General features: G+C 68.7%; 13 protein-coding genes. 11 read left to right on the top strand and 2 right to left on the bottom strand.

The features are described 5' to 3' along the window. Positions 1 to 5 precede the first annotated feature (5 nt). The 3 genes from ACFV6V_RS07445 (at position 6) to ACFV6V_RS07435 (ending at position 6,511) form a co-directional block, all read left to right on the top strand. Positions 6 to 2,783 carry an AAA family ATPase gene (locus ACFV6V_RS07445; protein ID WP_385560446.1) on the top strand — a complete coding sequence of 926 codons (2,778 nt, stop codon included), beginning with the start codon at positions 6 to 8 and terminating at the stop codon, positions 2,781 to 2,783. A 153-nt stretch (positions 2,784 to 2,936) separates the two neighbouring features. After that, entirely contained in the window at positions 2,937 to 3,440 is a 504-nt protein-coding gene (locus tag ACFV6V_RS07440; protein WP_073492597.1) for a GNAT family N-acetyltransferase, read from the top strand. A 422-nt stretch (positions 3,441 to 3,862) separates the two neighbouring features. Beyond that, the gene (locus ACFV6V_RS07435; protein ID WP_385560442.1) at positions 3,863 to 6,511 is read left to right on the top strand and encodes an AAA family ATPase; all 2,649 of its coding nucleotides are present in this window, start codon (positions 3,863 to 3,865) and stop codon (positions 6,509 to 6,511) included. Between the two features lie 577 nt (positions 6,512 to 7,088). On the opposite strand, the gene ACFV6V_RS07430 is transcribed toward ACFV6V_RS07435, so the two are convergent. After that, positions 7,089 to 7,850: a class I SAM-dependent methyltransferase gene (locus tag ACFV6V_RS07430; RefSeq protein ID WP_385560439.1), complete on the bottom strand. Its 762-nt coding sequence runs from the start codon at positions 7,848 to 7,850 to the stop codon at positions 7,089 to 7,091. Between the two features lie 158 nt (positions 7,851 to 8,008). Further along, on the bottom strand, positions 8,009 to 8,536 hold the full coding sequence (locus tag ACFV6V_RS07425) for a hypothetical protein (protein ID WP_385560438.1): 528 nt from the start codon (positions 8,534 to 8,536) through the stop codon (positions 8,009 to 8,011). 454 nt (positions 8,537 to 8,990) lie between these two features. Here ACFV6V_RS07425 and ACFV6V_RS07420 point away from each other — a divergent pair, with 454 nt between their 5' ends. The 8 genes from ACFV6V_RS07420 (at position 8,991) to ACFV6V_RS07385 (ending at position 16,087) form a co-directional block, all read left to right on the top strand. Next, entirely contained in the window at positions 8,991 to 10,265 is a 1,275-nt protein-coding gene (locus ACFV6V_RS07420) for an MFS transporter (RefSeq protein ID WP_385560436.1), read from the top strand. Positions 10,266 to 10,414: 149 nt separating this feature from the next. Then, positions 10,415 to 10,537, top strand: coding sequence for a hypothetical protein (locus ACFV6V_RS07415; RefSeq protein WP_385560434.1), 123 nt, complete (start codon positions 10,415 to 10,417; stop codon positions 10,535 to 10,537). Next, complete coding sequence (locus ACFV6V_RS07410) at positions 10,534 to 11,787, top strand: aminotransferase class I/II-fold pyridoxal phosphate-dependent enzyme (RefSeq protein ID WP_385560431.1); 1,254 nt, start codon at positions 10,534 to 10,536, stop codon at positions 11,785 to 11,787. Before ACFV6V_RS07415 ends, ACFV6V_RS07410 begins: the two co-directional genes overlap by 4 nt. Beyond that, positions 11,784 to 12,677, top strand: coding sequence for an HpcH/HpaI aldolase/citrate lyase family protein (locus tag ACFV6V_RS07405; protein WP_385560428.1), 894 nt, complete (start codon positions 11,784 to 11,786; stop codon positions 12,675 to 12,677). Before ACFV6V_RS07410 ends, ACFV6V_RS07405 begins: the two co-directional genes overlap by 4 nt. Beyond that, a complete protein-coding gene (locus ACFV6V_RS07400; protein WP_385560425.1) occupies positions 12,674 to 13,603 on the top strand; it encodes an acetaldehyde dehydrogenase (acetylating) in 930 nt (309 codons plus the stop codon). The genes ACFV6V_RS07405 and ACFV6V_RS07400 overlap by 4 nt, the downstream gene beginning before the upstream one ends. Then, positions 13,600 to 14,634 carry a 4-hydroxy-2-oxovalerate aldolase gene (dmpG, locus tag ACFV6V_RS07395; RefSeq protein WP_385560422.1) on the top strand — a complete coding sequence of 345 codons (1,035 nt, stop codon included), beginning with the start codon at positions 13,600 to 13,602 and terminating at the stop codon, positions 14,632 to 14,634. The genes ACFV6V_RS07400 and dmpG overlap by 4 nt, the downstream gene beginning before the upstream one ends. Continuing rightward, positions 14,631 to 15,599: an ornithine cyclodeaminase family protein gene (locus tag ACFV6V_RS07390; protein WP_385560419.1), complete on the top strand. Its 969-nt coding sequence runs from the start codon at positions 14,631 to 14,633 to the stop codon at positions 15,597 to 15,599. Before dmpG ends, ACFV6V_RS07390 begins: the two co-directional genes overlap by 4 nt. Then, a complete protein-coding gene (locus ACFV6V_RS07385; RefSeq protein WP_385560416.1) occupies positions 15,596 to 16,087 on the top strand; it encodes a MaoC family dehydratase in 492 nt (163 codons plus the stop codon). Before ACFV6V_RS07390 ends, ACFV6V_RS07385 begins: the two co-directional genes overlap by 4 nt. Positions 16,088 to 16,092: the final 5 nt, after the last annotated feature.

Below are 16,092 nucleotides of genomic sequence, written 5' to 3'. Positions count from 1 at the left end.
CTGCGATGCTTGGACATGAGCGGCACACACTGCTTTCGCGTGCGGAGGAGCAGGACCGTCTGCGGCTGCTCCTAGCCGCCGCCCGGCAAGGCCGAAGTGGGGTTCTCGTGCTGTGTGGCGAGCCGGGGATCGGGAAGACCGCATTGCTCGAAGGAGCAGTGGCGGAGGCCGCAGAGATGACGGTTCTGCGGGCCACAGGCATCGAGATGGAAGCCGAACTTGCATTCGCCGGCCTCGGCGAACTCATCTGGCCTGTGAAGTGCCTGGTCGACCGACTGCCGGCGGTTCAGGCGCGCGCTTTGCGCACCGCCCTGTCGCTGGAGGAGGGGGAAGCCCCAGAGCGGCCGACTTTGGGGGCGGCCACGTTGACACTGCTCACGGAAGCCGCAGCGACAGCACCTGTCGTGGTCGCCGTGGACGACGCGCACTGGATGGACGAGGCAAGCGCGCATGCGTTGCTCTTCGCTCTGCGGCGTTTGCAGGCCGAGGGCGTGGCCGTGCTGGTCACGGCTCGGGATGGCGAGCGTTGCCTGTTCACCGAAGCCGGTCTGCCATCGTTGGCGCTTGCTCGCCTCGAGCCCGCGGCCGCAGCCGTGCTGGTGCAGCGGGTGGCTGACGTTCCTTCCGGCAGCGAGCCGTTCAATCGGCTGTACCGGCAGACCGCCGGCAACCCCCTGGCTCTGCTGGAGGCGGCGTCAGCCCTCCATGCCGATGGGGTCGTGCAACTGCCGGAGACTCCTCTGCCTGTGGGTCCGCGGCTGACCGCCGCATACTCCGCCCGCTTGGCAGCCCTACCGGAGGCCAGTCGCCGTGCGGCGACGGTTGCAGCCGCCGGCTACACCGAGGAGGCGGCTGTCTTGGTGGAAGCGCTTCATGCCCTGGCCTTGGACAACGGGGTCCTCCAGGCACTCGAGGCTGCGAAGGTTGTCCACCTGTCAGGCGGCAAGGTGCGGTTTGCCCATCCCCTGCTGCGCTCTGCCGCGTACCACATCGCGACGCCCGAGCTGCGACGAGAGGCCCACAGGGCCTTGGCCGGGGCGCTCGACGGCCGGGAGGGCCTGGTGGACCGCGATCAACGCAGTTGGCACCTTGCCGCTGCGGCGACCGCCCCAGATTCAATCGCGGCATGCGCCCTCGCGGAGACGGCCACGCGTGCCCGTGCGCGTGGTGCGCTGCCCGCCGCGCTCCGCGCTTACGAGCGTGCCGCCGATCTTGCGCCTTCCCCGGTGGAGCAGGGCCGCTACTTGTTGGCCGCCGCCGAGGCGGCCCAACTGGCCGGCCTGGGGGATCAAGCGTTGGTACTGGCTGAGGCGGCGACCAACACGACTGAAGACTCGGCGGTGCGGGCCGGGGCGACGGGGCTGCGCAGTCAGGTACTGCTCGTCCGCCAGCCGCCTCGCCGCGTCCACGACCGATTAGTGGACACGGCAGTCGGGCTGGAAGCGGCACAGGCGGTGCCCCTGCTGATTGCCGCCGCCGGGGCAGCCTGCATGGGTGGGGCGATCCTTCAGGCCCACGCGACTGCCAACCGGGCCATTGCCCTGACCCGCGGTGGCGAAGCCGCGGCCTTCCACGATTCCGCGTCGCTGATGCAGGCCCACACCATGTTGCTCGCCGGTGAGCGCAGCGAGGCAGCCGCCGTGTTCACTTCTTGCGAGAAGTTCCTCACCACAACCGACCCACTCTCCATCGGCGTCGAGGTGACGAGCTTCTCCGCGATGGATCTCATGTGGCTTGAGCGCTTTCCGGCGGCGCGTACGCTGCTGGAACGGGCGGTAGGGCGCGCGCGCAAGATTGGCGCCTCTGAGCGGCTTGCCCCGTACCTGACTGTTCTGGCCGAAACACAACTGCGCACCGGGTACTGGGACGAGGCCTACGCTCTGGCCAGTGAAGGAGCCAGCCTCGCCGCCGAGACCGGACAGCCGGTCTTGCAGGCCTATGCGATTTCCACGATGGCCCGGATAGACGCCGCCCGAGGACGAACCACTCAGTGCGCCGAGCACGCTCGACGGTTCCACGAACTCCTTGACGGCCGGGGTACGGAGCTCGTCAGCCCCTACATGGAGACCGCACTGGGTCTGCTCGACCTGGGCACCGGCAAGGACTCCGAAGCCTCTGCCCGCCTCAGTGACCTTCAGCAGCGGCTCAGGGATTTGGGGCTTGTCGAACCGATGGTGCTACAGCACCAACCGGACCTCATCGAAGCCACCGTGGCCGCCGGTGACCGCTCCGCTGCCCGGGCAGCTCTGTCCGAACTCCAGGACCAGGTCCGGCAGGCGCCCTCCACGTGGGGGCATGCTGTGAGTTCACGATGCCGAGGGCTTGTCGAGGGCAGCCAAGATGCCTTCGAGGAGGCTCTACGACACCACGAGCGCCTGCCGGATCCCTTCGCCAAGGCCCGTACCGAGCTCGCCTACGGGCGATTCCTTCGCAGGGCAAAGAAGCGACGTGCCGCCCGTCGCCCTCTCATCGCCGCCCGTCAAGTGTTCGAGCGGCTCCGCGCCGAGCCCTGGGCCGCGCTCTCCGCGAGAGAGCTCCGAGCAGCTGGCTTCGGGACGCCTGCCCATCGCGGTCATTCACCCGTCGCGCTGACCGAACAGGAGCTGCAGGTGGCGCTGCTCGTCGCCAAAGGTCATACCAACCCGGAAGCGGCCGCAGCACTGTTCCTGTCAGTCAAGACAGTCGAGTACCACCTCACGCATATCTACGAAAAGCTAGCCATACGATCCCGAACCGAACTCGCCAGCCACCTAGCCGTCAGCCCCGACGCCTTGCATGACTGAGAAGCCGTTGCCATACCGATCACGGAGTCTGTCGATCGAACGGGAGTCTCGATCGGGTGATCGCGGGCCCTGCCCGGCATGAGAGCAGGGCCTGGCGGCATACGGGGAAAATCCAGGGGATCGGACGGCCGCGCGCTGCTACGGTCGGGCGCCATGAGCTGGCTTCCCGATGACTTCGTCCACCCCGTCCTGGTACCGCTGCCGGGCGGTGGCCATCACCTGCGGCCGATCCGGGAGGCGGACACCCCGCTCGACTATCCGGCTGTGATGGGTTCGCGCGAGCGGCTGTGGACCATCTTCGGCCCGGCCTGGGGCTGGCCCGCGGCCACCATGACCTACGAGGCCGACCAGGCCGACCTGTTGCGGCACGAGAAGGAGATCGCCGCACACCAGTCCTTCAACTACGCGCTGTTCGACGCGGCGGAGACAGCTCTGCTCGGCTGTGTCTACATCGACCCACCGGAGAGGGCCGGCGCGGACGGCGAGATCTCCTGGTGGGTGGTGGACGAGCTGGTGGGTAGCAAGGTGGAGCAGGCCCTCGACGCGCTGGTGCCGCAGTGGATCGCCGCCGACTGGCCGTTCGAGCAGCCGCGCTTCCTCGGCCGCGAGATCTCCTGGTCGGACTGGCTCGCGCTGCCGGAGCATCCCGACACGTAAGTGTTGTGCCCGTACCGATCTCGAAGGCTGTCGATCGAACCGGAGTCTCGATCGGGTCACTGCGGCGGTTTCTGCGCGTGAAAGCAGGTCCTCCAGGTGGCTCGGGGGTGCGATCCCCTTCCGAGTGGTTCGCGGAGGCTCTGTTGTCATCACGCGAGGCCAGCCAGGTACCGCAGAGTTGTAGGGCACGACTTTCCTTGATCGCTTCGCAGCACGCACTCTGTGATGGCCACAATCGGGCGCCAAGAGCGGGTTCGCCCCGGCGGCCAGACACTTCGAGCCGTGGGCACAGGGGCGGGGCGCCCGGGTAAAATCGCACGGGCGTCCGACTGCTGCTGGCTCAGTCCGCGTCACTCGGGAGCGATACAAGTGGGCGGCAGGCCAATCCGCGGACGTCCCAGGACCAGTGGAGGGCGACGGGGATGAGTCGAAACAGCGTGCTGCGGCGTTGGCCGCTGGTGGGGCGCGAGCCCCAGCTCAAAGACTTCGACGACGTCCTGCACGATCCCCGCAGTTCCGGGTTCCTGATCTTCGGGCCGGCCGGGGTGGGTAAATCCCGGCTGGCGGAGGAGTGCCTGAACCGAGCGATCGGGGCCGGGCACCGCCCGGGCAGGGCGGTTGCCACCGCAGCCGCTGCGTCGGTTCCCCTGGGAGCGTTGGCCCATCTGCTGCCCGACGGCGTGGACCTGTCCGACCCGGTGTCAGGGTTCGCCACCGTGGCCAGACTGCTGTCGCATCCGGGCTCGCGGTCCCGCATGGTGTTCCTCGTTGACGACATCCACCTGCTGGATGCGACCTCGGCCATGCTGCTGCGGCAGCTGATGGACGCCGGGGTGGTCTTCCTACTGGGAACCGTGCGGTCGGGGGACGGCGAGGGCGCGGTGGCAGTGGACGCGCTGGGGCACGGGGACGCGGTCCACCAAGTGGACCTCGCGGCTTTCGGACGACGACAGGTCGAGACGCTCCTGGAACAGGTCCTGGAGGGGCCCGTCGGAAGAAGCGCGGTCAGTCAGCTGCTGACCACCAGCGGCGGGAACCCCCTCTACCTGCGCGAGCTGGTGGCGGGGGCGGTGGCCGCGGGGACGCTCACGAGCGACGGCGAGATCTGGGAGATGACCGCGGACCGGCTCGAGGGCACGCGGCGCCTCAGCGATCTGATCCGGTCCCGGCTCTCCGTCGCCCCGTCCGCGGGCCGGCAGGTGCTGGATGTCCTGTCGCTGTGCGAGCCGCTGTCCCTGGGCCATCTGGAATCGGACGCCGCCGAGCCCTGGATGATCGACCAGCTGGAGCAGGCGGGACTGATCGTCGTCACCCAGGAGGAACGACGCACCGCGGTCCGGCTGGCCCACCCCCTCTACGGCGAGGTACTGCGCGCCGACATGACGGCCCAGCGTCGCCGGGACACTCTGCTGCGGCAGGTCCGTCTGCTGGAGAAGAGCGGGGCCCGTCGCCGAGAGGACGCGATCCATCTCGCCACCTACAACCTCGCGGCCACCGGCACGGCCGACCCCGCTCTGCTGGTCCGCGCGGCAGGTCTCGCCGGACATGCCCGTGAGTACCCGCGCGCGCTCGGTCTCCTCCGGGCGATCCCCCAGGAGCACCGCAGCTTCCAGATCCGGCTGCTGCTTGGGAAGACGCTGCACGATGCGGGTGACTTCCAGGCGGCCGAAGACGTCCTGGCCGAGGCAGATGCCATGGCCGTCGGCGACCAGGAAGTCCTGTCCGCAGTGCTGGTGCGGTCGCAGAACCTCATGTGGGGAATCGGGGCAACCTACGAAAGAATTCTCGACGTCATCGAGGCCGCCCGCTGCCGGGTCACCGACCCGTTCGGTCTCCGCGCGCTGCTCGCCGCCAACGCGTTCACCGTGGGCGAGGTCAAACACAGCCTCGCCCTGTACGCAGACCTCACGGCCGACGCCGGGCAGTCACCGGACGCCTCGACATGGCTGTGGGCCGCCATGGGCAAGTCCATGGCTCTCTCGCTCACGGGCCACGGCGAGGAGGCCGAGGACTGGGTCCGCCGCGCCATCGCCTTCAGTGCGGCCGACACCGACCGGGACGAGCACACCCCGGCCGCGCACGAGGCGGGGCAGCCCGCCGTTCTTGCCCTGGCCCTGGCGGAGAGCGGCCGTCTGGCCGAGGCCCAGGCAGTGGGAGAGCAGGCGTTCGCGGGCCTTTCGAACAGGAGCGTGACCACGGACCGCCGGATGCTGGCCTTCAATCTGGCTCGTGGTGCATGGCTTGCCGGACACCCGGCCCAGGCTCGGCGGTGGTGCGCGGAAGTCGCCCGAGCGTCGCGCCCACACGTCGCGATCATCCTGTCGATGGCACTGGCGGGTCTGACGGCCGCCGCTGCTGTCCAGGGCGATCTCGAAGCCGCGGAAGCGGCTCGGGCCGAACGCGCCCTGCTTCCCACCTCAGGGCACTTCCCCGAAGAGGACCTCGGCGAGGCCTGGTTGCATGTCGCCCGCGGAGAGCTGACCCGCGCCCGAACTGTCCTGGCAGAGGCCGCCCAGGCGGCATTCGACCGCGGGCACACCGCGTCCGAAGCCATCCTCCTGACCGATCTCGTCCGCCTCGGAGGAGCCCGCGAGGCCGCCGCGCGGCTGGCGGAGATCGCGTCCGAGTGCACCGGACGCTTCCACCGGGCCCGCGCCGACCTGGCCGCCGCATGGGCCACAAACGACCCCGAGGGCCTGCTCTCCGTCGCAGACGCCCTGGAGACCATAGGAGCGGACCTACTGGCGGCCGAGGCGGCGAGCACCGCCGCCGCACTTCTGAAAGAGGCCGGGCAGACCCGCCGGGCCAGCGCCGCAGCCGTCCGCGCCGAGGCCCTCGAAGCCCGCTGCGAGGGAGCCAGGACCCCCGCGCTCATGGCTCGCCAGGACGTCGTACGGCTCACCGGAAGAGAACACGAGATCGCACTGCTCGCCGCCCGGGGAATGTTCAGCAAGGACATCGCCACGGAACTGACCCTCTCCGTCCGCACCGTCGACAACCACCTGCAACGCGTCTACGCCAAGCTCGGCCTCACCACCCGCCGGGAACTGGCCGACCGGCTCCTCCCGTGAACCACGTCCGGCTGAACCCTCTCCCGCGCGAAAGACCGGGCTTGGGTCGTGGCTGCGATGGTCTGCTGCGGCACAAACGAGGGACGGCCGCTCAAGCACAGCCGGAACCAGCGGACTCACTGGCACCGCCCTGTCGCTGCTTCCGCACAGGCAGCTCGGGGCCGCTTCCTCGCCGCCCCGGTAATGCGGCGGCACCGGCACGGGCTGGGGTACTCGCGGGGTTGCCATGGAGGCCGTCACCCCGGGCCTCATGCGGCCCGCTGCGTGACCGTTGCCGCTGCTGGACCTCGTCGACATGACGCCCGGGCCGCCGACGAGCAGGCGTGGGTCACGCGGCGGCCGCAGTCGCCCGACCGGTGCCGGGCAGCAGTGGGCGGACGTTGCACCGAGCCGTCGAGTGAGTCGCCGTCGGCTACAGCTCCGACGGAAGACCCTGGGACCGAGTGCCGCACCTCGGCGCCAGCTGCCACTGCAGTGAGTCCGCGCGGACGGCTCCCGTATGTCTCGTCGGCGGAGGCGTCGGCAGACACAGACGTTCTCGGAGGCCTCCTGCCTCCGTACGCATCCGGGGCGGCCGTCAGGGCACCCGGGCGGTGAGGAGAGGCTGAAAGAAGCCACTTTCCTCGGGCGTCATCCAGGTGACCTCGTCAAATCCCGCGTCAGCCGCGCCGCTGATCAACTGATCCTGAGTCATTGCCCAGTACGTGGTGCGACGTACCTTGACGCGCCAATCACCGTTGTCGGGAATCACCTGGAAATGCTCCAGGTCGTAGCGCTCTCCGTCCTCGTGCCAGTCCCACAACTGGAATGTGATGGTTCGATCACTACCTGAACCGTGAAATTGCGGGGTGGTTGAGGAGGGACGCGTTTTTCGGATCTCGTCGTAAGGGCGGGTGCTGATCAACAGCTGGCCCTTGCCGCGCAGCACACGGCGCATCTCTCCCAGTGCCGTGCGCAGGTCTTCCGCAGTCAGCAGGTGAGGCAGGGCGTTGTCGGCGCACACAACAACGTCGAAGGCGGCGTCGCTGAACGGGAGCGCGCGCATGTCTGCCGCCTTCGTGGGTACGTCCAGTCCACGCTGGGCTGCTTCCCTGGTTGCGCGCTCGGCTGCCGCCGGACTGATGTCGGTACCCGTGACCAGGTGCCCGTGAAGTGCAAGGCCGATGGCCTGAGTTCCGATCCCGCACGCACAGTCCAGCACTGTGGCTTTGACACCGATCGCCGAGCGGATCAGTGCGTCCAGGGCAGCACCCTGGACCTTTACTGTCCTGTCCCAGTCACCGTAGATGAGGTGATAGTCGGGTGCGAGCTGATCGTAGAATTCTTGCACGTCATACATGGCGGAATATTATCGAACTCTCTGGATACAGGAAAGGGATAGTGTGCACCACGCGGTCACATCATTTCTCACGCAATCACTGCTATAAGCGAGGGCAATCCTCCTGACAGCCTTCCTGCGGTATGGCGAGGAAACCCCCTGGAGCGTGCACATGAGTGTCAGCGGTCCGCTCCGCACCAGGCACTCCCGGCGATAGTTCGTGCCGCTTCCTCGAGCCACGCGAGGTAGAACTGGCCGAATGTGATGCGCCGGCTGTCCGGGTCTCCGTCCAGATGATCCGGGTAGAGGTGCACGCCGTCGCCTTCCGGATCGCACCGCATCGTGCCGCGTTCCGCACCGTTCACCGCGAGCCATTCACGAGATACGCATCCGTGGTGACACAACGGCAGAGCCCCGGTGGTCCTCAGCGCCCGCTCGAGGTCCGATCGACGTGTTCCCCATGCCCGTTTGGCAGTTCTGGACTCCTCGCAGTGCGGATCCGGGTACTGCTCGGGATGCGCGTCAGGGTGCTCGGCGTCCAAGGCAGCCCAGAGAGCGTCGGCCGAGGCGTGCAGCGGATTGGGAAATGGTCCACCGAGCAACTCGTGTTCCGCCACCGTCATCGCGTCGTCGAACCACTGCCATGCTCCTGCCGTTTTCCGCAGGACCCGGCTCTTCTCCCAGCTCGAGCACCGTGGCTCGGACACCTGACCAGTCAACAGTCGTCATGACCCGGACCGTAGCCAGATCACGGGGAACAGGTCGTGAGTAGCTGTTGCTCAGACTGCCACTGCCACTGCTGCGCGACCGCAGGGCGCAACTGTATGCGTGCGCGATTCATGCGTCGGGTCAGCCTGCCGGGCGGGGGTGGACCGTATTGAACCACTGTCCCAGGGCGGGTGATGGGTGACCCGGCGGGGCATGGGCCCACGTGTCATCCCTGCCGCAGGACCGTCGACGTCGTGTCTGACCAACGGAACGCACCGGTCACATTCAGAAGGCCAACGGCTTCATGAGAGAAGACGATCTCTGAGTAGTGGTTGCTCATGTTGACCGACGGTCGGGAGGGTCAAGGTGGCGGCAAGGGACACGGTCGCCAGGAGGCGCGGTTGTCCCTAGCCCGATTGAGCCATCCGAGCCGGCGCCCAGGAAGTGATCGTCATGCACACCACCGCCGAGGATTCTGAGCGTCGGGTCCGCGGCGTGCCCAGGTCCTATCTTCTGTTGCTGCGGACACCCGGTGTCGCGAGGCTGGCGTTCTGGGGCACAGTGGGACGGTTCCCGATCGCCATGCGGTCCATCAGCTGTCTGATGCTGGCCTCGGTGGCGACCGCGTCCCTCGCCGACGCGGGAACCGTGGCAGCGGTGATGCTGGCCGCGCAGGCAGTGGCCAGCCCGGTGTTCGGGCGCTTGGCCGACCGCCTCAGTCAGCGGCGAGTGCTTCTCACCGCGTGCCCGGCACATGCGGTGGGGATGACTCTGCTGGTGGTTTCCATCGCGGTGGAGGCGCCGCTTTGGCTGCCGGTCCTCGCGGCGGCGGCCACCGGCTGCACCTCGGTGTCCTTCGCCTCGTTCATGCGGGCGCGGTGGGCGGTGATGGTCGACCGGGATGCGCTGCGGACCGCCTACGCCATGGAGTCCATGCTGGACGACACGATATTCCTGCTCGGTCCGCTGCTGGTCACCGTGTTGACGTCCTATGCGCACCCGGCCGCAGGCCTGGTCGCCTGCCTGGCGCTGACCACGGTCGGCTCCATTGCCGTGGCGCTGCACCGTCAGTCCGAGCCCGCGCATCGGGAGACGTCTTCGGTCCGGAGCCCCCGGCGGGTGATCACGGTGACCGGTGTGTGGTTACTGGTGATCATCTACGCTGGGATGGGTTTCCTGTTCGGCGCGATCGACGTCGCGATGGTGGCCGTCGCCCAGGAGCGGTCCGCACCCGCGCTGGGCGGTGTGTTGTTGTCGCTGATGGCGGTGGGCAGCCTGCTCGGCGGCCTGCTTTACGGTGGGATGCACTGGCGCTTGCCCCAGGCGCGGTTGCTCTCCATCACCACGTGCGTGCTGACACTCGCCACGCTGCCTCTGGTCTTCACGCACGACTGGGCGGTGACGTTGTCTCTCGCCTTCATCGCCGGGATCGCGACCTCGCCGGCACTGATCACGGGCAGCGCACTGCTGGAGTCGCTGGCCCCCAAGGCGTCCCTCTCGGAAGCATTCTCCTGGCTCACCAGCGCCAGTGCCCTCGGTGTCGGCTTGGGCACGGCGATCGGCGGACGGCTGGCCTTCCTGGGCAGTTCCTCGCAGGCGGCGTGGGCCGCGGTCGGCGGCGGAACCGTCGCCCTTGCACTGAGCCTCGCAGGGCAGCCGGCACTGCGCCGGACCAGATCGGCCGCCGAGCCGGATCCGGCTCCAGTCATGGCCATACGTGAGCCGTGACAGAACACTGATGATCAACAAGCAACGAAGAGGACGAAGTTGTGGCCACGGCACATCCTGGTGAATTGGTCTTGGAACCGAAGCAGATGCTCCGTCTGCCGTTTCGTTGGTGCCACCAAGACGAGTCGCCTGACCAGGCAAACTCCAACATGAGGCTGCGCAGCCCGAAGGTCCTGCGCCGGGCGGACGTGCTCGGTGGAGCCCTCGGCACGACATCCCGTCGCCAGCTCCCGAGCGCCTGCACCTACGAGCCCGCAGGGGTGGTGGCGTGACCAGCAGGAAGGCCCTCATCCCCACCCACCGGTACCGCAACAACGACAAGTTGATCGGGATCGGCAACGAGTTCTGGAACATGTCGGAGCGCAGCGGACTGGCCGGCATCGTGGCTCACCTGAACGACGGTGTGCTGCGTACCGAAACGGGCCATGAGTTCATCAACTTCAGCTGTTGCTCGTACCTGGATCTCGACTCCCACCCCAAGGTCATCGAGGGCGCAGTGGCAGCGCTCCGGCACTACGGTGTACTGGACCACTGCATCGCCCGCAGCCGGGTGCAGATACCCGCCCTGCTGGAGCTGGAGGCCTCACTGGGCGAGCTGTTCGGCGCCCATGTGGTCTGCTCCCTCTCCGCCAGCGTCGCCACCTTCGGCCTGCTGCCGCTGATCGCCTCCGGCCACCTGGGCAACGGCACCCGGCCATTCATGATCTTCGACAAGAACGCCCATGTGTCGATGGCCAACATCAAGCCGGTGTGCGCCGACGAGACCGAGGTCGTCACGTCTCGCCACCATGACCTCGGCTTCATCGAGGACGCCTGCAAGAAGTACGCCAAGGTCGCCTATGTCTGCGACGGCAGCGACAGCCTGGGAGGCTACGCACCCGTCAAGGAACTGGCCGAGCTCCAGGACAAGTACGGACTGCTGGTCTACTACGACGACTCCCACTCGCTGTCGGCGTACGGCGAGCGGGGCGTCGGCTACGTCCGCTCCCACAGCCCGGTCCTCGACGAGCGCACGATCGTAGTGGCGACCCTGAACAAGGCGTTCGGCACCAGCGGTGCGGCCATCGTGCTCGACGGGTACTCCAAGGACTTGCTACGCGTCATCGAACGCTTCGGCGGCGGCCTGAGCTACTCACAGCCGCTGAACACCGCCGCAGTCGGCGCGGGCCTTGCGTCGGCCGAGATCCATCACACCGCCGAACTGACCACCCTGCAGAACCGACTGTCCGGCAACATCGAGCTTTTCGACTCGCTGATTCACACCGATCAGACCGGAAACGACTACCCGATCCGCCTGGTACCGATGAGCGACGAGACGGTGATCGAGGCGGGCCGCCGGGTGATCGAGGCGGGCTACTACGTTTCGCCGGTGTTCTTCCCCATCGTCGCGCGCGGCACGGCGGGCCTGCGCGTCATGATGCGCGCGGGGCAGACGAAGGAGCAGATCCGCCGGCTGTGTTCGGTGCTGGTCGACGTGGGCGCGCAGCCGGCGGTCGCGCTACCCGGGGAGGCGGTCCGATGAAGGACGTTCCGGCGCGGGCGATCCCGCGCAGCGTCCTGTACACACCTGCACTGTCGCTGGATCGGGTGGTGAAGGCCTGGTCGTATGACGCGGACGTGCATCTCATCGACCTGGAGGACTCCGTCCCGCGGCAGGAGCGGGACGCGGCGCGGTCGGTGTGCCGGGCGGCGCTGGAGAAGGCTCCGTGCTCCGCGAACATCGCCGTACGCATCAACGAGTTGGGGTCCATCGAGGCCGTCCGCGATCTGGTGATGCTCACCGAGAGCCTGGTCAGGCCGGGCTTCATCGTGATGACGATGGTGGACTCCGCGGCCGAGGTGAAGCTGATACGGGCCATCCTGGCCTCGGCGGGGGCGCACCCGGAGATCTACGTGACCGTGGAGACCCCGGCAGCTCTCGACGACATCGACGCGATAGCGGCAGCGGCCGACGGGCTGATCTTCGGCTCGGCGGACCTGGCCGCCACCCTGGGCGTCGAGATCACCTGGGCAGGCATGCTCGCCGCCCGGCAGGCGATGGCTCTGGCCTGCTCCCGCCACGGCACCGCCTGTATCGACACGGCCAACTTCCGGCTCACCGAGCCCGGAACGCTGGCGGAGGAGATCGACCGGGTTCGTGAGCTGGGCTTCCACGGCAAGGCGGCCGTGCACCCGGGCGAGCTGGGTCCGATCAACCGGGCGTTCCGTCCCGACGCGGACGGCCTGCGGCTGGCTCGCCGGGTGACCGAGGCGGTACGCGAGGCCGACGGCGGGATCGCGGTCCTGGACGGGAACATGGTGGGCCCGCCCTTCGCCCGGCGCGCCCGCGCCACGGTCGCGCTGGGGAACGCCTGGGCCGAGCGATTCGGCCAGCACGCCGGCCCCAGCGGCGGCGCGGGAGGCAGGCCATGACCTTCGCCAAGGACGTCACCATGGCGCACGAGGGCGGCATTGCGTCCATCACCGTCGCCGTCATCGGAACCGGGGCCATCGGGCAGGACCTGATCGGCAAGATCCACCGCTCCCCGCTGCTGCATTGCGGACTGGTCGCCGGGCGCACCCCCGACTCCGCGGGTCTGCGATACGCCGCCGACCTCGGCTACCCGACCACGGCGGGCGGCATCAAGGCGATCCTCGCCGCACCACGCCCCTTCGACGTGGTCTTCGATGCCACCAACGCGTTGTCACACGCCGAGCACTGGCGACTGCTCCAGGCGCTGGACACGCTGGTCATCGACCTGACCCCGAGCCGGGTCGGGCAGATGGTGGTACCGACAGTGACCGGCGCACAGGCGCCGACCGTGCGGAACATCAGCCTGATCAGCTGCGGTGGGCAGGCCTCGATCCCCGTCGCGCACGCACTGGCCGGCCGGTTCACGGTGCTCTACATCGAAGTCGTCTCCACCGTGGCCAGCAACATCGCCGGCCGCGCCACCCGGCTCAACCTGGACGAGTACGTCGCGACGACCCAGCAGGCCATCACCGCCTTCACCGGCGTGCCCGACACCAAAGCGATCCTCAACATCAGTCCGGCCGCGCCCCCGGCGGCGTTCCGGACGACCGTCCACGCGATCGTGCCAGGGGCCACCACCGAGGCGGTGCGCAGCGTGCTCGACGAAGCGGCAGAGCAGGTGCGGTCGTTCGCGCCCGGCTACCAGGTCGTCGCCTGCGCGGTGCACGGCGATCGGGTCCTCGTCTCCCTGGAAGTCACCGCGGACAGCGACGTGCTGCCTCGATACGCCGGGAACCTGGACATCATCGACGCGGCCGCCATCTCGGTCGCCGAACGGCACGCGGCCCGGCTCACCCTGGCCGCCAGGACGGAGGTGGGCGGATGAGCGCTGTGCAGATCTACGACGCCACATTGCGCGACGGCCAGCACGCGGTTCGGCACCAGCTCGGCCTGGCCGCGTTGCGTGGGTACGCGGTGGCCGCCGACGCGGCCGGCATCCCGGTGGTGGAAGTGGGCCACGGCAATGGCCTGGGCGCCTCCACGCTCCAGGCGGGGCAGGCGGCCGTCAGCGACGACCTGATGCTGTCGACCGTACGGGAAGCCCTACGCAGCAGCCGGATGGGCGTGTTCATGCTGCCCGGCTGGGGCACCTCCGGCGACCTGCGCAGGGCGATCGCGCACGGTGCCGACGTGATCCGTATCGGCGTGCACTGCACCGAGTCCTCGCTGGCCGAACGCCACCTTGGGTTCCTCCGGCAGGAGGGCGCCGAGGCGCACTGCGTGCTGATGATGAGTCATATGGCGACTTCCGCCGAACTGGCTGAGCACGCCGCTCGTCTGGTCGCCTACGGAGCACACGCGGTGGGCATCATGGACTCCGCCGGCCACTTCCTGCCTGCCGACGTCACCGAGCGGATCGGCGCGATCCACGACGCCGTCGACGTGCCGGTGATCTTCCATGGGCACAACAACCTCGGCATGGCAGTCGCCAACTCCGTGGCCGCCGCCCAGGCCGGGTCCACGATCATCGATGGCTGCGGGCGCGGATTCGGCGCCGGTGCGGGCAACACCCAGCTTGAGGTGCTGGTGCCCGTGCTGGAGCGGACAGGGTTCCCGACCGGCATCGGACTGTACGCGTTGTTGGACGCCGCCGAGTTCGCCGAGCGGGAGCTGATGCCCGCCGTGCCCTATACCGGATCGCTGAGTATCGTCAGCGGCCTGGCCGGAGTGTTCTCCGGCTTCAAGCACCAGGTGCTCGACCGGTCCGCTCAGGCGGGGGTCGACCCGCGCGACGTGTTCTTCGAGCTGGGCAGGCGGCAGGCCATCGCAGGCCAGGAAGACCTCATCGTGGATGTGGTGGCCGAGCTGAGCGTCCGCGCCGGCGTCGGCGTCGGCGTCGAGGCGGGCTCCGCATGACCGGGCCGGTGACCATCACCGCAGAGGACATGGCGGGCCCGGACCGGCTGCTGCGAGTCATCGACACACTGGCCGAAGCCTTCGTCGACCTGTCGGCGGGCCGGACCTCCTCGCCTCCCCGGACGATCATCCAGCACGGCCTGCGACGTGAGCTGCTGGCCGGGACGGCGATCTGGGAACAGCGGGGCGTGGGCAGCGTCAAGATCACCACACTCACCCCGGACAACCCGCAGCGCGGGCTGCCACTGATCCACGGCGTGGTCGTGCTGACCGACCTGGCCACAGGGCGCATCATCGCGATGCTGGACGGGGCCGAACTGACCGCAGTCCGCACCGGCGCAGTCGCCGGCCTGGCGACCCGCCTGTGCGCTCCCCCGGATGCCGGGGAACTCGCGGTCATCGGCGCCGGGGTGCAGGCGCGGGCGATGGTGAGGGCGGTGTCCGCCGTACGTCCCGTCAGCTCCATCAGAGTGCACTCTCGCACCCGGGCCGGCGCCGAGGAGTTCGCCCGCTGGATCGGCGACACCCTGGACCGGCCGATCCGGGTCGCGGTGTGCCGCACGGTGCAGGACGCGGTCACCGACGCCGCGGTCATCTGCACGACGACCTCCACCGCCGGCCGTACGCCGCTGGTGAACGCGGACTGGGTGACCCCCGGTGCACACGTCAATGTGATCGGCGGCACCCACGAGGACGCCCTCGAGCTCGATCCGAGGCTGCTGGCATCCGCATCGGTCGTCGTGGAGCAAAGGGCGGCAGCGCTGGCCGAGGCAGGCGAGGTGCGGGCCGCGCTCGCCGACGGGCTGATCACCTCAGACCAGCTGCGCGAACTGGGCGAGCTGGCAGCGGCAGCGCCCGCTGCGGGCGACCGCACCTCGGTGTTCCGCTGTGTGGGCATGGCCATCGAGGACACGGCCGCTGCCGCCGCACTCCATGCTGCGGCCTGCCGGAAGGAGGCCATATGACGCTGCGCCGCGTCAACGACAACGAGTACATCGAAGAGCACGGCGGGGACTACGAGGACTTCGAGCCCGGGATGACGATCCGCCACTGGCCCGGACGCACGATCACCGAGGCCGACAACACCTGGCTGACCCTGCTGACGATGAACCAGCATCCGCTGCACTTCGACCGCCACTACGCGGAGGGCGCCGAGTTCGGACGAGTCCTCGTCAACAGCGGGATCACTCTCTGTCTGGTCGGCGGCATGACGGTGCAGGCGCTGTCCGCCCGAGCGGTGGCCAACCTCGGCTGGGACAAGGTCCGCCTGAAGGAGCCCGTATACGTCGGTGACACGCTCTACGCGACGAGCCGAGTGCTTGAGAAACGGCTGTCCCGGTCCCGGCACGGGCACGGCATCGTCACGGTGGAGACCATCGGCACGAAGTCGACCGGGGAGACCGTCATCGCGTTCGAGCGTTCCTACATGGTCCGCTGCCGCGCGGCAGGCTGACCCCG

This window comes from Streptomyces sp. NPDC059828 (genome assembly GCF_042731955.1).
Taxonomy (GTDB): domain Bacteria; phylum Actinomycetota; class Actinomycetes; order Streptomycetales; family Streptomycetaceae; genus Streptomyces.
The sequence above is the reverse complement of the archived record's forward strand: the minus strand, read 5'-3'. Positions and strand labels throughout refer to the sequence as shown.